Source organism: Parabacteroides merdae ATCC 43184 (genome assembly GCF_025151215.1).
GTDB lineage: Bacteria > Bacteroidota > Bacteroidia > Bacteroidales > Tannerellaceae > Parabacteroides > Parabacteroides merdae.
The window spans coordinates 3,308,917-3,324,210 of the sequence record NZ_CP102286.1 but is presented as its reverse complement, the minus strand read 5'-3'; the positions used below and the strand labels follow the sequence as shown (position 1 = coordinate 3,324,210).

Annotated in this window: 11 protein-coding genes; 3 read left to right on the top strand and 8 right to left on the bottom strand. The window is 46.7% G+C overall.

Annotated features, from left to right (window positions below):
* Window positions 1-79 precede the first annotated feature (79 nt).
* The 5 genes from NQ542_RS13750 to rpoN all read right to left on the bottom strand — a co-directional run bounded on the left by NQ542_RS13750 (window position 80) and on the right by rpoN (window position 5,042).
* The gene (locus NQ542_RS13750; RefSeq protein WP_005633558.1) at window positions 80-1,921 is read right to left on the bottom strand and encodes a 4-hydroxy-3-methylbut-2-en-1-yl diphosphate synthase; all 1,842 of its coding nucleotides are present in this window, start codon (window positions 1,919-1,921) and stop codon (window positions 80-82) included.
* A gap of 118 nt (window positions 1,922-2,039) precedes the next feature.
* Window positions 2,040-2,546 (bottom strand): 5-(carboxyamino)imidazole ribonucleotide mutase, encoded by a 507-nt coding sequence (gene purE / locus NQ542_RS13745; RefSeq protein WP_005633555.1) that lies wholly within the window; start codon window positions 2,544-2,546, stop codon window positions 2,040-2,042.
* Complete coding sequence (gcvH, locus tag NQ542_RS13740; protein ID WP_005633553.1) at window positions 2,543-2,923, bottom strand: glycine cleavage system protein GcvH; 381 nt, start codon at window positions 2,921-2,923, stop codon at window positions 2,543-2,545. Before gcvH ends, purE begins: the two co-directional genes overlap by 4 nt.
* A gap of 16 nt (window positions 2,924-2,939) precedes the next feature.
* Window positions 2,940-3,560, bottom strand: a complete 621-nt coding sequence (locus NQ542_RS13735) for a phosphatase PAP2 family protein (protein ID WP_005649689.1) — start codon at window positions 3,558-3,560, stop codon at window positions 2,940-2,942.
* Between the two features lie 12 nt (window positions 3,561-3,572).
* The gene (gene rpoN / locus NQ542_RS13730; protein WP_005633550.1) at window positions 3,573-5,042 is read right to left on the bottom strand and encodes an RNA polymerase factor sigma-54; all 1,470 of its coding nucleotides are present in this window, start codon (window positions 5,040-5,042) and stop codon (window positions 3,573-3,575) included.
* A 197-nt stretch (window positions 5,043-5,239) separates the two neighbouring features.
* Here rpoN and NQ542_RS13725 point away from each other — a divergent pair, with 197 nt between their 5' ends.
* The gene (locus NQ542_RS13725; RefSeq protein ID WP_005633549.1) at window positions 5,240-7,402 is read left to right on the top strand and encodes a sensor histidine kinase; all 2,163 of its coding nucleotides are present in this window, start codon (window positions 5,240-5,242) and stop codon (window positions 7,400-7,402) included.
* Window positions 7,403-7,673: 271 nt separating this feature from the next.
* On the opposite strand, the gene NQ542_RS13720 is transcribed toward NQ542_RS13725, so the two are convergent.
* Entirely contained in the window at window positions 7,674-9,341 is a 1,668-nt protein-coding gene (locus tag NQ542_RS13720; protein ID WP_005633544.1) for a nucleoside kinase, read from the bottom strand.
* A gap of 82 nt (window positions 9,342-9,423) precedes the next feature.
* On the opposite strand from NQ542_RS13720, the gene NQ542_RS13715 reads away from it, so the two are divergent.
* On the top strand, window positions 9,424-11,112 hold the full coding sequence (locus tag NQ542_RS13715) for a Na/Pi cotransporter family protein (protein ID WP_005633543.1): 1,689 nt from the start codon (window positions 9,424-9,426) through the stop codon (window positions 11,110-11,112).
* A gap of 156 nt (window positions 11,113-11,268) precedes the next feature.
* Here NQ542_RS13715 and NQ542_RS13710 read toward each other — a convergent pair whose 3' ends face one another.
* Window positions 11,269-12,756 carry a UxaA family hydrolase gene (locus tag NQ542_RS13710; RefSeq protein WP_005633541.1) on the bottom strand — a complete coding sequence of 496 codons (1,488 nt, stop codon included), beginning with the start codon at window positions 12,754-12,756 and terminating at the stop codon, window positions 11,269-11,271.
* Entirely contained in the window at window positions 12,756-14,195 is a 1,440-nt protein-coding gene (locus tag NQ542_RS13705; protein ID WP_005633539.1) for a tagaturonate reductase, read from the bottom strand. Before NQ542_RS13705 ends, NQ542_RS13710 begins: the two co-directional genes overlap by 1 nt.
* Window positions 14,196-14,388: 193 nt before the next feature.
* Here NQ542_RS13705 and NQ542_RS13700 point away from each other — a divergent pair, with 193 nt between their 5' ends.
* Window positions 14,389-15,294 carry an SMP-30/gluconolactonase/LRE family protein gene (locus NQ542_RS13700; RefSeq protein ID WP_005649686.1) on the top strand — a complete coding sequence of 302 codons (906 nt, stop codon included), beginning with the start codon at window positions 14,389-14,391 and terminating at the stop codon, window positions 15,292-15,294.

Sequence of the window (15,294 nt, the reverse complement as noted above, 5' to 3'; positions counted from 1 at the left end):
AAGGATTAAGGGGTGTGTAAGATACGGACATATTGATTTCAATGTAATTTGTATCTGACACACTCCTTTTCAATTATACTCAATGATCCGTCCAATCTCCACTTTCCTTTATCAACTGGACTAATCGTTCTACAGCTTCTTCTTCGGGGATATTTTTCAGGACGCATTCTTTACCTTTATATAGGCTGATCCGGTTCTTTCCGGCGCCGACATAGCCATAATCAGCATCTGCCATTTCGCCGGGACCGTTCACGATACACCCCATGATACCTATTTTCAAGCCTTTCAGATGAGAAGTGGCTTTCTTGATACGGGCGATTGTTGTTTGCAAGTCGTATAAGGTACGTCCGCAACTTGGGCAGGAGATATATTCCGTCTTGCTGATGCGGGTACGGGTTGCTTGCAGGATGCCGAACATACAACTGTCCGTTACCATCGTTTCGCACCCTTCGTTGTGCAGCATGATCCCGTCGCCGAAGCCATCTAACAGCAAAGTTCCGAAGTCGACGGCCGCTTTCAGTTGCAACGCTTCAATATCTGTCTCTCTATAGTCGCGATGCAGGATGACCGGCACATCACAACCGGCTGCCAGCAAGTGATGCATGGCGGCACGTTCGGCAGCGATACCGTTCCGGTGATGTGTGCTCAGGATGACAATTACGGACTTATCCTGCTTCAGCACTTCGATCACGCGGTCGGTCAGATCTCGGTAGGTAAGGCGGATAAATTTCAAGGGAACGGAATAGTCTTTTAACTCGTCTATTTCCGATGCGATAAAAAAAGGATAGGCGTTCGGACGTTCTTTCCAGAAGTGGGCGTCTACCAAAAGACGAAAGTTGTCCGGCAGGTTCTCCGGATCTTCCTTGCCTATGTATATATAGTCCGGCTGTGACGCATGATCAAACTCAAAATCACCGTTGCTACGATCAGAAATGACAACCGGCGGGAAATTTCCCCCGATTCTTTCCGCCACCCGGCTGTGACGACGATCGGCTGTAACCGGATCATAACCGGGGGCAGGTGAGGCCTCTACAGGTTCATGTCCTTCGCGTTCGAGTATGTAGTCAACCAGCTTACGGGCAACAGGGATTTCAGCTTCCGGATCTTCGCTCAAAGAGACGCGGATCGTGTCGCCGATGCCATCGGACAATAGGGCCCCGATTCCGACAGCGCTTTTGATGCGTCCATCTTCGCCATCGCCAGCTTCCGTCACACCGAGATGCAACGGGTAGTACATATCTTCGGCTTCCATTGTTCGGACTAATAGGCGGACGGTTTTCACCATTACAACCGTGTTCGAGGCTTTAATGGAGATTACGACGTCGGGAAAATTCTCATCCCGGCAAATACGCAGGAATTCCATGCATGAGGCAACCATGCCTTCTGGAGTGTCGCCGTACCGGCTCATAATTCGGTCGGACAGCGAACCGTGGTTTACGCCAATACGAATGGCGGTTCCGTGTGCTTTGCAGATGTTAAGGAATGGTATGAAGCGGTCGCGTATCTTCTGTAACTCTGCGGCATATTCCTCGTCGGTGTATTCCTGCAGATCGAACGTCTTTACCTTGTCCACATAATTTCCGGGGTTGATACGTACTTTTTCCACCTCTTCGGCAGCAGCATCGGCCGCGCGTGGGTTAAAATGGATGTCGGCGACTAACGGAGTCGTATATCCGGCTTCGCTAAGTTGTTTACGGATTACACCTAAATTACGGGCTTCACGTTCTCCTTGGGCGGTGAAACGTACATATTCTGCACCGGCTTCGATCATTCGGATCGCCTGGCAGACAGCCGCATCAGTATCCATAGTGGAGACGTTTGCCATCGACTGGATGCGAATCGGATTATCGCCCCCTAACGGAGTATTTCCTATGTTGACAATAGACGATTTGCGACGACGATAGTTAAAAAAATCTTCCATCTTTTTTAGTTGAAAGGTGAAAGTTGAAAGGTGAGAGTTGAAAGGTGAGAGTCAACAAGGGAGGCAAGCGGTATCGAATACTTTGCATTTTTGTTGACTTTCAACTCTCACCTTTCAACTAATTCATTTTATATTTGAAAGAAACCTTAGCCAGTTCTTCATTCGCTTTTACGATTTTCTTTTTAAGGTCTTCCTTATAAGCGGCAAGCTTATCCTGGAGTTGTTCGTCTCCGACGGCGAGCATTTGGACTGCCAGTATACCGGCATTCAAAGCACCGTTGATACCGACGGTGGCAACCGGGATTCCCGGAGGCATCTGTACGATGGCTAGCAAGGCATCCATACCGTCGAGCGTCGAATTGATAGGCACTCCAATCACAGGGACTGTTGTCATTGAAGCGATCACTCCACACAGATGGGCAGCCATGCCGGCAGCCGCAATAATCACTTTGATACCGCGCCCTTTGGCTCCTTTGGCGAATGCTTCCACTTCGGCTGGTGTACGATGGGCAGACAGGGCATGCATTTCGAATGGAATCTCCATTTCGTCAAGCAGTTTGGCCGCTTTTTCCATTACGGGCAGATCCGAAGTACTGCCCATGATAATACTGACTACAGGTGTCATTTCGCAATCATTTGTTCGTATTCGGCGGCAGACATCAGTTCATCCAGTTCAGAGGGATCTGAAACAGATATCTTGATTAACCATCCGTTGCCATATACATCTTCATTCACCAGTTCAGGTTTGTCATCCAACTCGGCATTCGCTTCGATCACTTCACCACTTACCGGCATGAATAGGTCTGAAACGGTCTTTACTGCTTCGATTGTACCAAAAACTTCTTCTTTGGCAACAACTTCGCCTTCTGTCGTGATGTCAACGAAAACGATTTCACCCAGTTCGCCCTGAGCATAATCTGTAATACCAACGTAAGCGACATCGCCATCTACACGGATCCATTCGTGATCCTTTGTGTACTTTAAATCTGCAGGGAAATTCATAATTTTAGTGTTTTTATTAGATGAATAAATAGATATAACTCAAGAATGAGGCTACAAAGGTACATATAAATCCGAGACAAAACCCGGCATATACCTGCATAGGAGTATGTCTTTTCAGAAAGATACGCGAAGTACCGACCAATCCTGCTATTAGGATTACGATGATAAAGGCCCAGTAAGGGTTTATCAAATGGATTCGGGCTACTCCCATAATACCACCTAGCAATCCACCTGTCCCGATCGCATGGGCACTGATCTTCCAGAAAAAGTTGATGAGTAGTGCCATGATTAACGCCACGCAGGCGCCCAGTAACAGGGAGATGAACCAGAACGGCAGCATCATTTTATACATATAGAAAGCGCAGACCATGATTGATGTGATAAAGATCAGATACGGAACCACGCGTTCATGTCTGTCCGATAGCTCCATATCGACCGCCGCCCCGTTTTTTACCATCATAAAGATAAATGCTCCGGGGATAACCGCCGTAGACAGGAACGCTCCGCCTGCGAGCAACAGTTTCATTGCTGGCGGATAAATTGCCAGATATGTGAAGGTGAGAGCCAGCACAACTCCATACGTCACCATCAGCAACGGATGGAACATGCCGGATATGATATGTGAAAATAACCTCATAGCGCTTCAAATTTATATTTCTTTTCTGAGACGTGCAACCGGAATACCCAATTGTTCGCGGTATTTGGCTACCGTACGGCGTGCGATGATATATCCTTTCTCTTTTAGGATGGAGGCCAGTTCTTCATCGGTAAGCGGTTTGCGCTTGTCTTCGCCGTCGATATGTTCTTTCATGATCTTTTTCACCTCTCGGGTGGAAATTTCTTCACCGCTGTCGGTTTGCATCGATTCGGAGAAGAAGTATTTGAGCGGATAAATACCGAAATTTGTCTGTACGTACTTGCTGTTGCTCACACGTGAGATCGTCGATATGTCATATCCGGCCCGTTCCGCTACATCTTTAAGGATCATAGGCCGTAAAGTCGCTTCATCACCGGTGAGGAAGAAGTCGCGCTGCAAAAGGATGATTGTTTCCATCGTACGCTGCAAAGTCTCTTGACGCTGCTTGATGGCATCGATGAACCATTGGGCGGAATCGAGTTTCTGCTTCACAAACTGAACGGCCTCCTTCATCTGGGTCGTCTGGTTCGCTTTGTTGCCGGCATAATCCTGAAACATTTCCGCATATTCACGGTTGATGCGCATGTCGGGAATTCCCCGGTTGTTCATGCTTAGGATCAGTTCGCCGTTGACTGCTTCCACCACAAAATCGGGAATGATCTGGCTCAAAGCTGTTTCCATAGAACCTCCCCAACTGGCGCAGGGTTTAGGGTCGAGGGTTGTGATTTCACGGATGGCCCTTTTTAGGGCGGTTTCGTCGATATCCAGTCCTTTTATGATCTTGTCGTAATGCTTGCGGGTGAACTCTTCAAAAAAATCGGTTAACATCAAGGTGGCCAACCTCGTCTCAGATGTTTTTTCCCGGCGGGCCAACTGGAGCAGAAGGCATTCCTGAAGATTACGGGCACCGACTCCTGCCGGATCAAAGTCCTGTATGATTGCAAGAACTGTCTCTATTTCTTTTTCCGTCACATCCTGTCCTGCCTGGAACACCAAGTCATCGGCTATGGCGGACAGGTCACGGCGTAGATAACCGTCATCATCTATATTTCCGATGATATATTCAGCGATCTTCACCTGCTTCTCCGGCAGATCCCGCAGTCCGAGTTGTTGGAGCAGATATTCGTTCAAGGATTCGCTGACCGAGAAAGGAACGTCCTCTTTCTTTTCCGCCCGCTCGTTCAGTTCACGAAGTTTGTAATCGGGTATGTCGTCCTCACTCATGTAGTCACCGAGTGAAAGGTCGGTATCTGTCTCGCTTTCTCCTTCCATCTCGTTAGCTGCCAACTCCTCACCACCTTCGTCAGTACGGTCAAAGTCATCCGCAATTTCCTTTCCTTCTTCCAAAGCGGGATTGTCTTCCAGTTCATGCTTTATGCGTTCTTCCAGCTCTATGGCGGGGAGTTCCAGAAGCCGGATCAACTGAATCTGCTGCGGAGAGAGTTTTTGCTGTAACTTTTGTTGTAACTGTTGCTTCAACATAATCAAATTCAATAATGAAAGGACAATCACCAGACCGTCCAATGTTAGAACATGCAAATATAACTTTTTACACGGAATGATCTCGACATTCAAAATATAATAGTTCTAAAGGAGGATAGATTAAATTATTATTATTGCCGAAAAGTATTAAAAATCAAAACTATTTTCTACTTTTGCGATCAGATAAAGAATCTTATATGACTCTTAAAGCATCACTATACGATCAGTTGTCCCGGGAAGAATTAATACGATTACTGGAAGCCAGAGATAATGAACCTGACAATGCCGAGATTTATATATCCTCGGAAACGCCGACAATCAAACGTATTATTTCTGAAGTCTTGGCGATCCTTTTCAACGAAGAAAACAAGCCTATCGAAAAAGCAATGAATTTGTTACTGGGCTATTTCAATGCTGATTGGGGTTATGTTGCCATCTTTGAAGAAGACGGGTTTGCGGCCAATTTCACATGTGAAGTAATGAGTTCGTGGGTAAAGATCCCTAAGGATGATCGGAATAAGTTGACATGCGACACAATCCCGTGGATTATTGACACTGTTAAAGCCGGACACGATATCGTGCTGGGAGATATTGCCGGCCTACCTGCCGAAGCGGATATCGATAAAATCCTGTTGACTGAACAACATCTGAAGTCCATGCTGATCGTCCCGCTTACCTTCCATAATAAAGTACAGGGTTTCATCGGTTTCGATTCGATCCGGACGAGCCGTTTCTGGACTGCTTCGGAAGTGGAAGACATGCATATCATTGCTGGTATTTTTTCCATAATAATCGAACGCTGGCAAACCAATTACAACCTGGAAGAGTCGAGAAAACGCATCTCCAAGCTGAGTACAAAGTTTCAGCAGTTTTTCAATAATCTGCCGATCGGGGTGGAATTATATGATGCAGAAGGTTATCTGATCGATATAAACGATGCCGACACTAAAATCTTTGGCAGTTCCCGGGAACAGTTATTGGGAGTCAACCTGTTCAAGAATCCGGCTGTCCCAGAGAGAATCCTTAATCAGATCAAGAAGAAGAAGGCATTCAGTTTTCCACTTGCATACGATTTCAATTGCATCCGGGATACCCGTTACTATAATTCCAATATTTCTGATGAAGTCAAATATCTGATAGTGAAAGGAATTGGGTTGAACGACCGGGAGTTCGGGCATATCGGCTATTTGCTGATTATCTCCGACGAGACAGAAAAACGGGTCAAAGAGGAGCAGACACAAAACAATTTGGCGATCCTAAAAGCAGTTCTCTTGTCCGGTCATTCCCTTATTGTCGAATATGATATCGGAAAGAAAGAATTGTTTGTCAATCCACTCCTGAACGAAACACCGGAAGATAACAAGCTCTTCAACTACTTGAGAAGTAATAAGTACATGACGATTGGAGGTGTACAGCAGATTGTTCGTTCGGCCGATAATGTCAACCTGCTTTTCCAGGTGATAGAAGGGAAGCAGGATCATTGCAGCTTCGAATGTCGTACCGCTATTGAAAACGAAACGATCTGGATCCGCATCAATGCGCAGGCTTATAAGACGAAAGGAAGCAAGCGGCAGAACAAAATGATCTGCCATATTACTAACATCACGGAAGAAAAACTGTTGGAAGAGAAACTGCACCATGCGGAATATGAAACCCGGCAGTCGGAACTGGAGATACAGAAGGTGCGTGAGGCGGACAAACTGAAATCAGCCTTCCTTGCCAATATGAGCCATGAGATTCGGACGCCGCTCAACGCCATAATCGGATTTTCCAATATCCTTGCCGAGACTGACGATAAAGAAGAAAAAGAAGAGTTTGTCAAAATAATCAATAAGAATAGCGATTTGCTCCTTCGTTTGATTACTGATATACTTGATTTTTCCAAAATAGAATCGGGCGTTTTGGATTACTCGCTTTCCGATACCAGCCTGAAAGATATCTTCCATGAACAGTTTCAGGTACATGCGATGAAAATGCCTGAAAAGGTTTCTTTGATCTGTGACTTCGATGCTCTGCCGGACATCTTCGTTCATACCGATCCGAAACGAGTCACGCAGGTGCTTTCGAATTTGATCTCGAACGCGGTCAAATTTACAGAGGTGGGAAGCATCAGGTTTTCCTACCGTATCGTAGAAAAATATGTATTGGTGGAAGTAATCGATACAGGTATCGGAATATCACCCCAGCACCAACAGGCAATCTTCGACCGTTTCGTGAAAGTCAACTCGTTTAAGCAAGGAACCGGTTTGGGCTTGACAATCTGCAAAACCATCATCGAAGCTCTCAATGGGACAATCGGTGTCGATTCGAGGCCGGGAGAAGGTGCGCGGTTCTGGTTTACGCTCCCTTACAACGGATAGCTTCCTGCGTTTCTCGTAGGACGGAAAGGAGGTGCAACCCTAATCCGGCATGGAAAGCAGGGTTCAACCCTTTCGCTTCGCCGAAAAAGAGCATGGCCAGGGTAATATTGCAAACCGGTTCCAGGTTGTAACTATGAATGCGGACACCTGTTTCCCACCTATGAAAATTTATTTCCCCGCAAGAGAAAATAAATTTTCATAGGTGGGAAACAGTATTTTCATAGGTATGTAACTTTTATTCCTCCCAACGAAAGCATTCCGTTGTTGCAGATCAATATCGGAAACTGCCGCCTCCGAGGAACTCACGCAAAAGGGAAGTGCCCGGAAGCCCGACATCGGGGATGTAATTAAAGTAACGGAGGAAACGGAGCAAACGGTACGCCTCGGCATTCTCCGGATCGCATTCGCGCACTTCGCCCAAGATCGGTTCGGCTTCCTTGCGCAGGGCGGCCAGTTCATATAACATGGCGCTGTTGAACATCGCATCCGCATTCTCCTGATACGGGAATATCCATTTGTCCTCACCTCGGCGTACGCTGGGCCAGCGTGCGATCGTGTCACGGGCGGAATATCCGCGGAACCGGTAATCGCGGATGATGCGGCGTAAGAGACGGTTGTCCGTTGTCGGAATCCAGTTATGGTTGTCCAACGAGATGGAAGTCAGCACGGATACATAGATCCGGTATTTATAGCAGTCTTCGATTATGGAAGTCAGTTCGGGGTTCAGGGCGTGAATGCCTTCTATCACTAGGACGGAGTTTTTCTGCATCTTCAGTTTCTTTCCTTTGAAAACGCGGCGACCTGTCTCGAAATTAAAGCTCGGCACTTCGATCTCTTCACCTGAAAGGAGTTTCTGCAATTCGCTGTTGAAATAAGGTAGGTCGAGCGCATACAACGATTCGAAGTCATATTCGCCGGATTCGTCCTTCGGCGTATCTTCACGGTTCAGGAAATAATCGTCCAATGAAAGTCCGACCGGATGGATCAGGTTTGTAATCAACTGAACCTGCAACCGTTTGCAGAAAGTCGTTTTCCCCGAAGAAGACGGTCCGGAAATCAACACGATGCGGACGCCGTTATCGTAGCGGGCGGCAATCTCCTCTGCGATCTTGGCTACCTGCTTTTCCTGCATGGCTTCGGAGACCATGACGACCTCGGATGTCATGCCTTTCTCTATCGCCCGGTTCAGGTCGCCGACGTTGTCCAATCCGACCGTGCGTTGCAGGGTCAGATGCTCCTTATAAACCTGAAACATTTTATCTTGGCGGATGACCGGTTCCAATTCCGTCGGATTCGTCCTTTGAGGCACACGCAACAACACGCCGTCGAAATAGGGAACCAGGTCAAAAACCTGGATGTAGCCGGTGGAAGGAGTCAGGCAGCCATAGAAATAATTGATGTAGCCATCCAATTCGTAATAAGACGTATAAGGCATACCGGCGCTTTCGATCAGACGGGCTTTGTCGTTCATGCCCCTTTCACGGAACAAGACTGCGGCATCGATCGTGCGAATCGTTTTCAAATGGAAAGGAAGGTCTGCGTCGATGATTTCACGCATCCGTTTCTTGATCTTGCCGATCGTCTCCTCGTCTATGTCTTTACCGTTGTGAATAACGCAATAATAGCCTTTCGAGATGGGATGCTCCAGGTTCAGAGTCGCTGAAGGGAGCACGTCGTTCACTGCTTTCGAGAAAATATGACAGAGGGAACGGACATATGTCCGCATTCCCGAAAGTTGCGTATAGTCGACATATTCAACATCTTTCGGATGCCAACAACGGAAGGTAAGCCCCTCTGTTTTATTATTTACCTGTGCATTCATCGGTCGTAACCGGAGGGGAGCACCAACCAGTGAATAGATGTCCAACAGCGAAGAACCAATGGGAACTTCTTTGTAAGTATTGTTATTTTTGCAATAAATTGTAATAGTTTCAGACATGGTATCTCAGTTATTATTTATACTTTTGTCCCCTAAAGTTAGGAATATTAATCGGATATACATCCACTTAAACGTATTTTAAATGGACTATTCATTTTTTGATTTTCTACGCCTTATAGGTTCCTTGGGGTTGTTCCTATACGGTATGAAGATCATGAGCGAAGGTCTGCAGAAATTTGCGGGGGACAGTTTGCGCAGGATTCTGACGGCCATGACGACCAACAGGGTTACCGGAGTTCTTACCGGAGTTTTAATTACCGCCCTGATCCAATCATCATCCGCCACTACAGTCATGGTGGTCAGTTTCGTAAACGCTGGTCTGCTCACTCTTACCCAATCCATCGGTGTCATAATGGGAGCCAATATCGGTACGACCGTTACCGCGTGGTTGATCTCGGCTCTCGGATTCAAAGTCGACATCGCGGCTTTCTCCCTTCCTCTACTCGCATTCGGCATTCCACTCCTCTTTTCCGGCAAAAGCTCACGTAAGTCGGTCGGGGAGTTCATTTTCGGTTTCTCTTTCCTTTTTATGGGGCTTCAGGCCCTGAAAGCCAATGCTCCGGATCTCGGAGCCAATCCGGAGATGCTTGCCTTCGTGCAGAATTATGCCGATATGGGATTTTTCTCTATCATCCTGTTCTTGTTTATCGGGGCTATCCTGACCATGATCGTGCAGGCTTCAGCTGCAACGATGGCCATTACGTTGATTATGTGTGCCAACGGCTGGATCGACTACCAATTGGGTGTGGCACTCGTATTGGGTGAAAATATAGGAACAACGATTACGGCCAACCTGGCGGCTTTGACCGGTAATACGCAAGCCAGACGGGCGGCTTTGGCACATCTTGCCTTTAATATATTCGGTGTGATCTGGGTGTTGATTTTGTTCTATCCGTTCACCAATGCCGTTTCTTGGTTCGTCACGAATGTAATGCGCATTTCCGATCCCTCGGTAGCAGTATCCTTCAAACTGGCCGCTTTCCATACGGCTTTCAATATCAGTAATACATTTGTTATGATCTGGTTTGTCGGATTGATAGAGAAGACGGTTTGCTTCCTTATCAAAGGAAAGAAAGATGAGGATGAGGAATATCGTTTACGTTATATTACGGGGGGGATGCTGTCGACTGCCGAACTTTCGATCTTGCAAGCACGTAAGGAGATCACGCTGTTTGCCGAGCGTACGGGCCGTATGCTGGATATGGTGAAAGCTCTGTTCTATGAGAAGAACGAGGATGCTTTCCTGAAAACATATAGCCGTGTAGAGAAATACGAAAGTATCAGCGACCGGATGGAGATCGAGATTGCCAATTATTTGACTTGCGTGGCTGAAGGCCGCTTGAGTTCGGAAGGGAAGGAAGAAATCCGTATCATGCTGCGTGCCGTATCGGAGATCGAAAGTATAGCAGATTCCTGCAATAATATGGCGCGAAGCATCAAACGCCGCAACGAGTTTAAATCGATATTCACAGACGAGCAGAACCATAATGTGGACCAGATGTTGGCACTTACGGAGAAGGCTTTGCATCGCATGATCGAGATACTGAAGAAATCGGAACTTGTACGCGACGATGTCAACCCATCTTACAATATCGAAAATGAAATAAACAATTATCGCAATCAGTTGAAGATCCATAATGTGGAAGACATCAACAACAAGAAATACCAGTACCAGGACGGTGTCTACTACATGGACATCATCGGTGAGGCCGAAAAGTTAGGCGATTATGTACTGAATGTAGTACAGGCGGTTATTGAGAAGAAGATTTAATAGTAAGGAGTGTCGAAACAAAATCCTGCTTGCAAGAGATATAATTTAGGCACGGATCTCACGGATTTACACGGAAAGAAAATAAATTTATCCGTGTAAATCCGTGAGATCCGTGCCTAAAAGATCATGATAAAGGAATTTTGATATCTCCATGAATCAAAGTGTTACTCCGGATTTGAAGATTGCAATCTCTCTGTAATCATTCTTTTCATTGTTTGTCGGGTTACCACTTGCGATACCAATGATGAACCGGATAAAGCGTTCACGAAGTTCCTCCATGCTTTCGCCCTCTAAAAGAGAACCGGCATTGAAGTCAATCCAGTTTGGCTTGCGGGCATTTAGATTACTGTTGGTCGAAACTTTGACTGTTGGAACAAACGTTCCGAACGGAGTCCCTCTTCCGGTTGTAAACAAAACCAGATGACAGCCGGAGGAAGCAAGAGCCGTACTGGCCACGAGATCGTTTCCGGGGGCACTCAATAAATTCAGTCCCTTTGTCTTTAGCCGTTCACCATAAAGCATAACATCCCGAACAGCTGAAGTTCCGGCTTTTTGCGTACAGCCTAGCGATTTTTCTTCCAGGGTGGAAATACCTCCCGCCTTATTGCCGGGAGAAGGGTTTTCGTAAATCGGCTGTTTGTTCTCTATGAAATAGGATTTAAAGTCATTTATCAGATGAACAGTCTTTTCAAAGACAGCCTTCGATTCGCTCCGGTTCATCAGGATCGTCTCGGCGCCGAACATCTCCGGGACTTCCGTCAGGACAGTTGTTCCTCCCTGTGCTACCAGAAAGTCGGAAAAGACACCCAACAGCGGATTGGCCGTAATACCGGAGAATCCATCCGATCCTCCGCATTTCAATCCTACGTGCAACTCACTTAAAGGAATATCCGTCCGTTTATCCTGTGAAGCGATCGCATAGAGTTTACGCAACAGTTCCATTCCCGTTTCCAGTTCATCATCCACTTTTTGCGTTTCCATAAAGCGGATGCGTTCGGTATCGTAATTGCCAAGCATTTCCCGAAAAGCACCGACTTGGTTGTTTTCGCAGCCTAACCCGACAACGAGAACTGCACCGGCATTCGGATGCAGAACCATGTCCCGTAAAATCTTCCGGGTATTCTCATGGTCGTCTCCCAGTTGGGAACAGCCGTAATTATGAGGGAATGCGACGATCGCATCGACTCCGGTGCCTTGTGTCTCCTGTCGTAACCGATCTGCCAACCGGTGCGTGATGCCGTTGACGCAACCGACAGTCGGAATCACCCATATCTCGTTCCGGATTCCCACTTCTCCATTTTTGCGGCGATATCCTTTAAAAGAAAGTGACTTTCCGGATGGCTGTTCCGGAATAGGTTGCGGATTGAATTCATATTCCCGTAACCCTTCCAGGTTGGTCTTGATATTTTTTTCATTCACCCAGCTTCCGGTAGTTATCACTTCACGTGCATGTCCGATGGGAGCACCATATTTGATGACATGGTCTCCTTCTTTAAAATCCTGTAAGGCTACTTTGTGCCCTGCAGGGATATCCTGCAGGACAACGATTGTTCTGCCGTTGATATCCAAAGATACGCCGGTCTGTAAATTCTTTACGGCGACCACGACGTTGTCTGCCGGATTTATTTGTATATAAGTCCGCATCAGCAAATTTCTTTAACGACATTAAGCATTCCTTTTTCTTCAATGGCATCCAGGAAACCTTTTACCATATTGGTCAATCCCGGAATGCGGTTCAGGTCTTCTCCCCAAATGGAAGTTGCCGCTAATACGCCTTCGGCGACCTGCCTGGTCGAGCCGGTAGCCCAAAGATTCTGCAACAGTTGAAGAATTTCGGCGGAATCATTCGGTTCGGATTTTGTTCCATCGGCACGGACGTATCCCTTATAATAGGTAATAATGGCAGCCAGACCTAACACCAGTCCTTTGGGTAACTCGCCTTTCCGTTCCAGATAGACTTTCAAGCCTGGCAGGTCGCGTGTTTCATATTTAGGAAATGAGTTCAACATGATGGATACGACCGAATGGTCGACGAACGGGTTGTTAAAACGTTCCATGACGTCATTGCCGAACTTCACCAGTTCTTCTTTCGGCAGATTCAGCGTTTCCAATAATTCCTCGAACATTACCTTGTGGATATATTTCTCCAGCACCTCGTGCTGGCAGGCATCCCGCACGATATTCACTCCGGAAAGCCAAGAGACAGGTGCTAAAACTGTATGAGGGCCGTTCAAAAGGGTTACCTTCCGCTGGTGGTAAGGTTCCTCGCTCGGAACAAACAGCACATTCAAGCCTGCTTTGTCTGCCGGGAACTCTTTGGCGACCGATTCGGGCGCTTCGATTACCCATAAATGGAATATTTCCGCCTGTACGACTAGATTGTCGTTATATTGCAGTTCCTCTTTAATTGAATCGATCTCTTTACGTGGAAATCCTGGGACAATACGGTCGACCAGTGTCGCATATACACCGCAGCATTCCGTAAACCAGGTTTTGAAATCTTCTCCTAATTGCCATAAATCGATGTACTGGTAAATGGTTTCTTTCAGTTTATGCCCATTCAGGAAGATCAACTCGCACGGAAAGATAATCAAACCTTTGTCTTTTTCTCCGTTAAATGTCTTGTAGCGGTGATAAAGCAATTGCGTCAGCTTGCCCGGATAGGAAGAGGCAGGCGCGTCCTCCAACTTGCAAGCCGGATCGAATGTTATTCCTGCTTCCGTCGTATTTGAAATGACGAAACGTATCTCCGGCTGTTCTGCCAGTTTCATAAAAGCGGAAAAGTCCGCATAAGGATTCAATGCGCGGCTTATCACATCGATCCGGGTAAGGCTGTTGACTTTTTCACCTTTGTCCAACCCTTGAAGATTGACATGATACAAGCAATCCTGTGCGTTCAACATGTCGACCATTCCCCGGTCGATGGGCTGGACCACCACGACACTGCTGTTAAAATTTACATTCTCGTTCATTTTCTGGATAATCCAATCCACGAATGCCCGGAGGAAATTGCCTTCTCCGAACTGGATGACCCGTTCCGGATGCAGCATTTTACCGGCAGTTTTTTCATTCAACTCTTTCATTTTACTATTTATTTAAAATCTGTTCATTAATGGCAATCAGAGCCGATTATATAAATTCGGGGCCTAATTTAAAAGAAATATCGGATTTATTTAGTATGTTTGCATAAAACTTATCCATAACTGGCAAGAACAGTCTTTTTATACCATGAAACATTGTCTTATTAATGCATTTATTTTATTATCAATTTCAATTATGACGACATCCTGTTCACCAAAGGTCGAAATGATTCCAGCAGAGTTAGCTTATCAGGCTGAAGCGACTACCGGAGAAGGTTCTATCTGGCACCCCGAACGTCACACCTTATTCTGGGTGGATATTGAAGGGCAAACATTATACGAATATCATCCCGATACAAAAGAATGCAGTTCCTGGAAATTCGACCGTATGGTATCGACGGTGGTTCCCGAAACAGACAGCACGGTCATCATTGCCTTGCAAAACGAAATTGTACGGGTAAACCTGCATGACGGACATACCACTTCCGTTGCTCCGATACCTGACGAAAACGGTAAAGTGCGCTGCAATGACGGTAAATGCGATCCGGCCGGACATTTATGGGTCGGAACGATGGGATTCGGTGCGCCTAAAGGTGCCGGAACTTTGTACACTGTTTCGCCTGCCGGAACCGTCACTACGAAATTGAAAAAGGTCACGATCTCAAACGGGATCGTCTGGTCGTCCAACAAGAAATTCATGTATTACAACGATACACCTACCGGCAAAATAGCCCGTTATCGCTACGATGCCGACAACGGGGATATCCTGTTCGACGGTATAGCCGTTACCTTGCCTGGTGGAACGGGAGTGCCCGATGGTATGGCGATCGATAGCGACGACCATCTTTGGGTAGCCCAATGGGGTGGTTATGGCGTTTACTGCTACAATCCCTATACGGGAGAATTGCTGGCAAAAGTAGAGGTCCCGGCGCCGAATGTCGCTTCCTGCGCTTTCGGTGGGAAAAAAATGGATACGCTTTATATAACAACGGCTCGTGCAGGCTTGTCCGAAGAACAGCTCCGGGAATACCCCTTAAGCGGCAGTGTGTTTTGCTGTAAACCGGGGGTTAAAGGAGTAAGGGCCAACTGTTTCGGAGAATAA

Bases quoted from the DNA above. Each gene is read 5' to 3' on its own strand.
- NQ542_RS13720 (WP_005633544.1), bottom strand. From the start codon at position 9,341: ATGTCTGAAACTATTACAATTTATTGCAAAAATAACAATACTTACAAA.
- NQ542_RS13715 (WP_005633543.1), top strand. From the start codon at position 9,424: ATGGACTATTCATTTTTTGATTTTCTACGCCTTATAGGTTCCTTGGGG.
- NQ542_RS13700 (WP_005649686.1), top strand. From the start codon at position 14,389: ATGACGACATCCTGTTCACCAAAGGTCGAAATGATTCCAGCAGAGTTA.
- NQ542_RS13710 (WP_005633541.1), bottom strand. From the start codon at position 12,756: ATGCGGACTTATATACAAATAAATCCGGCAGACAACGTCGTGGTCGCC.
- rpoN (WP_005633550.1), bottom strand. From the start codon at position 5,042: ATGTTGAAGCAACAGTTACAACAAAAGTTACAGCAAAAACTCTCTCCG.
- NQ542_RS13735 (WP_005649689.1), bottom strand. From the start codon at position 3,560: ATGAGGTTATTTTCACATATCATATCCGGCATGTTCCATCCGTTGCTG.
- NQ542_RS13705 (WP_005633539.1), bottom strand. From the start codon at position 14,195: ATGAAAGAGTTGAATGAAAAAACTGCCGGTAAAATGCTGCATCCGGAA.
- NQ542_RS13725 (WP_005633549.1), top strand. From the start codon at position 5,240: ATGACTCTTAAAGCATCACTATACGATCAGTTGTCCCGGGAAGAATTA.
- gcvH (WP_005633553.1), bottom strand. From the start codon at position 2,923: ATGAATTTCCCTGCAGATTTAAAGTACACAAAGGATCACGAATGGATC.
- purE (WP_005633555.1), bottom strand. From the start codon at position 2,546: ATGACACCTGTAGTCAGTATTATCATGGGCAGTACTTCGGATCTGCCC.
- NQ542_RS13750 (WP_005633558.1), bottom strand. From the start codon at position 1,921: ATGGAAGATTTTTTTAACTATCGTCGTCGCAAATCGTCTATTGTCAAC.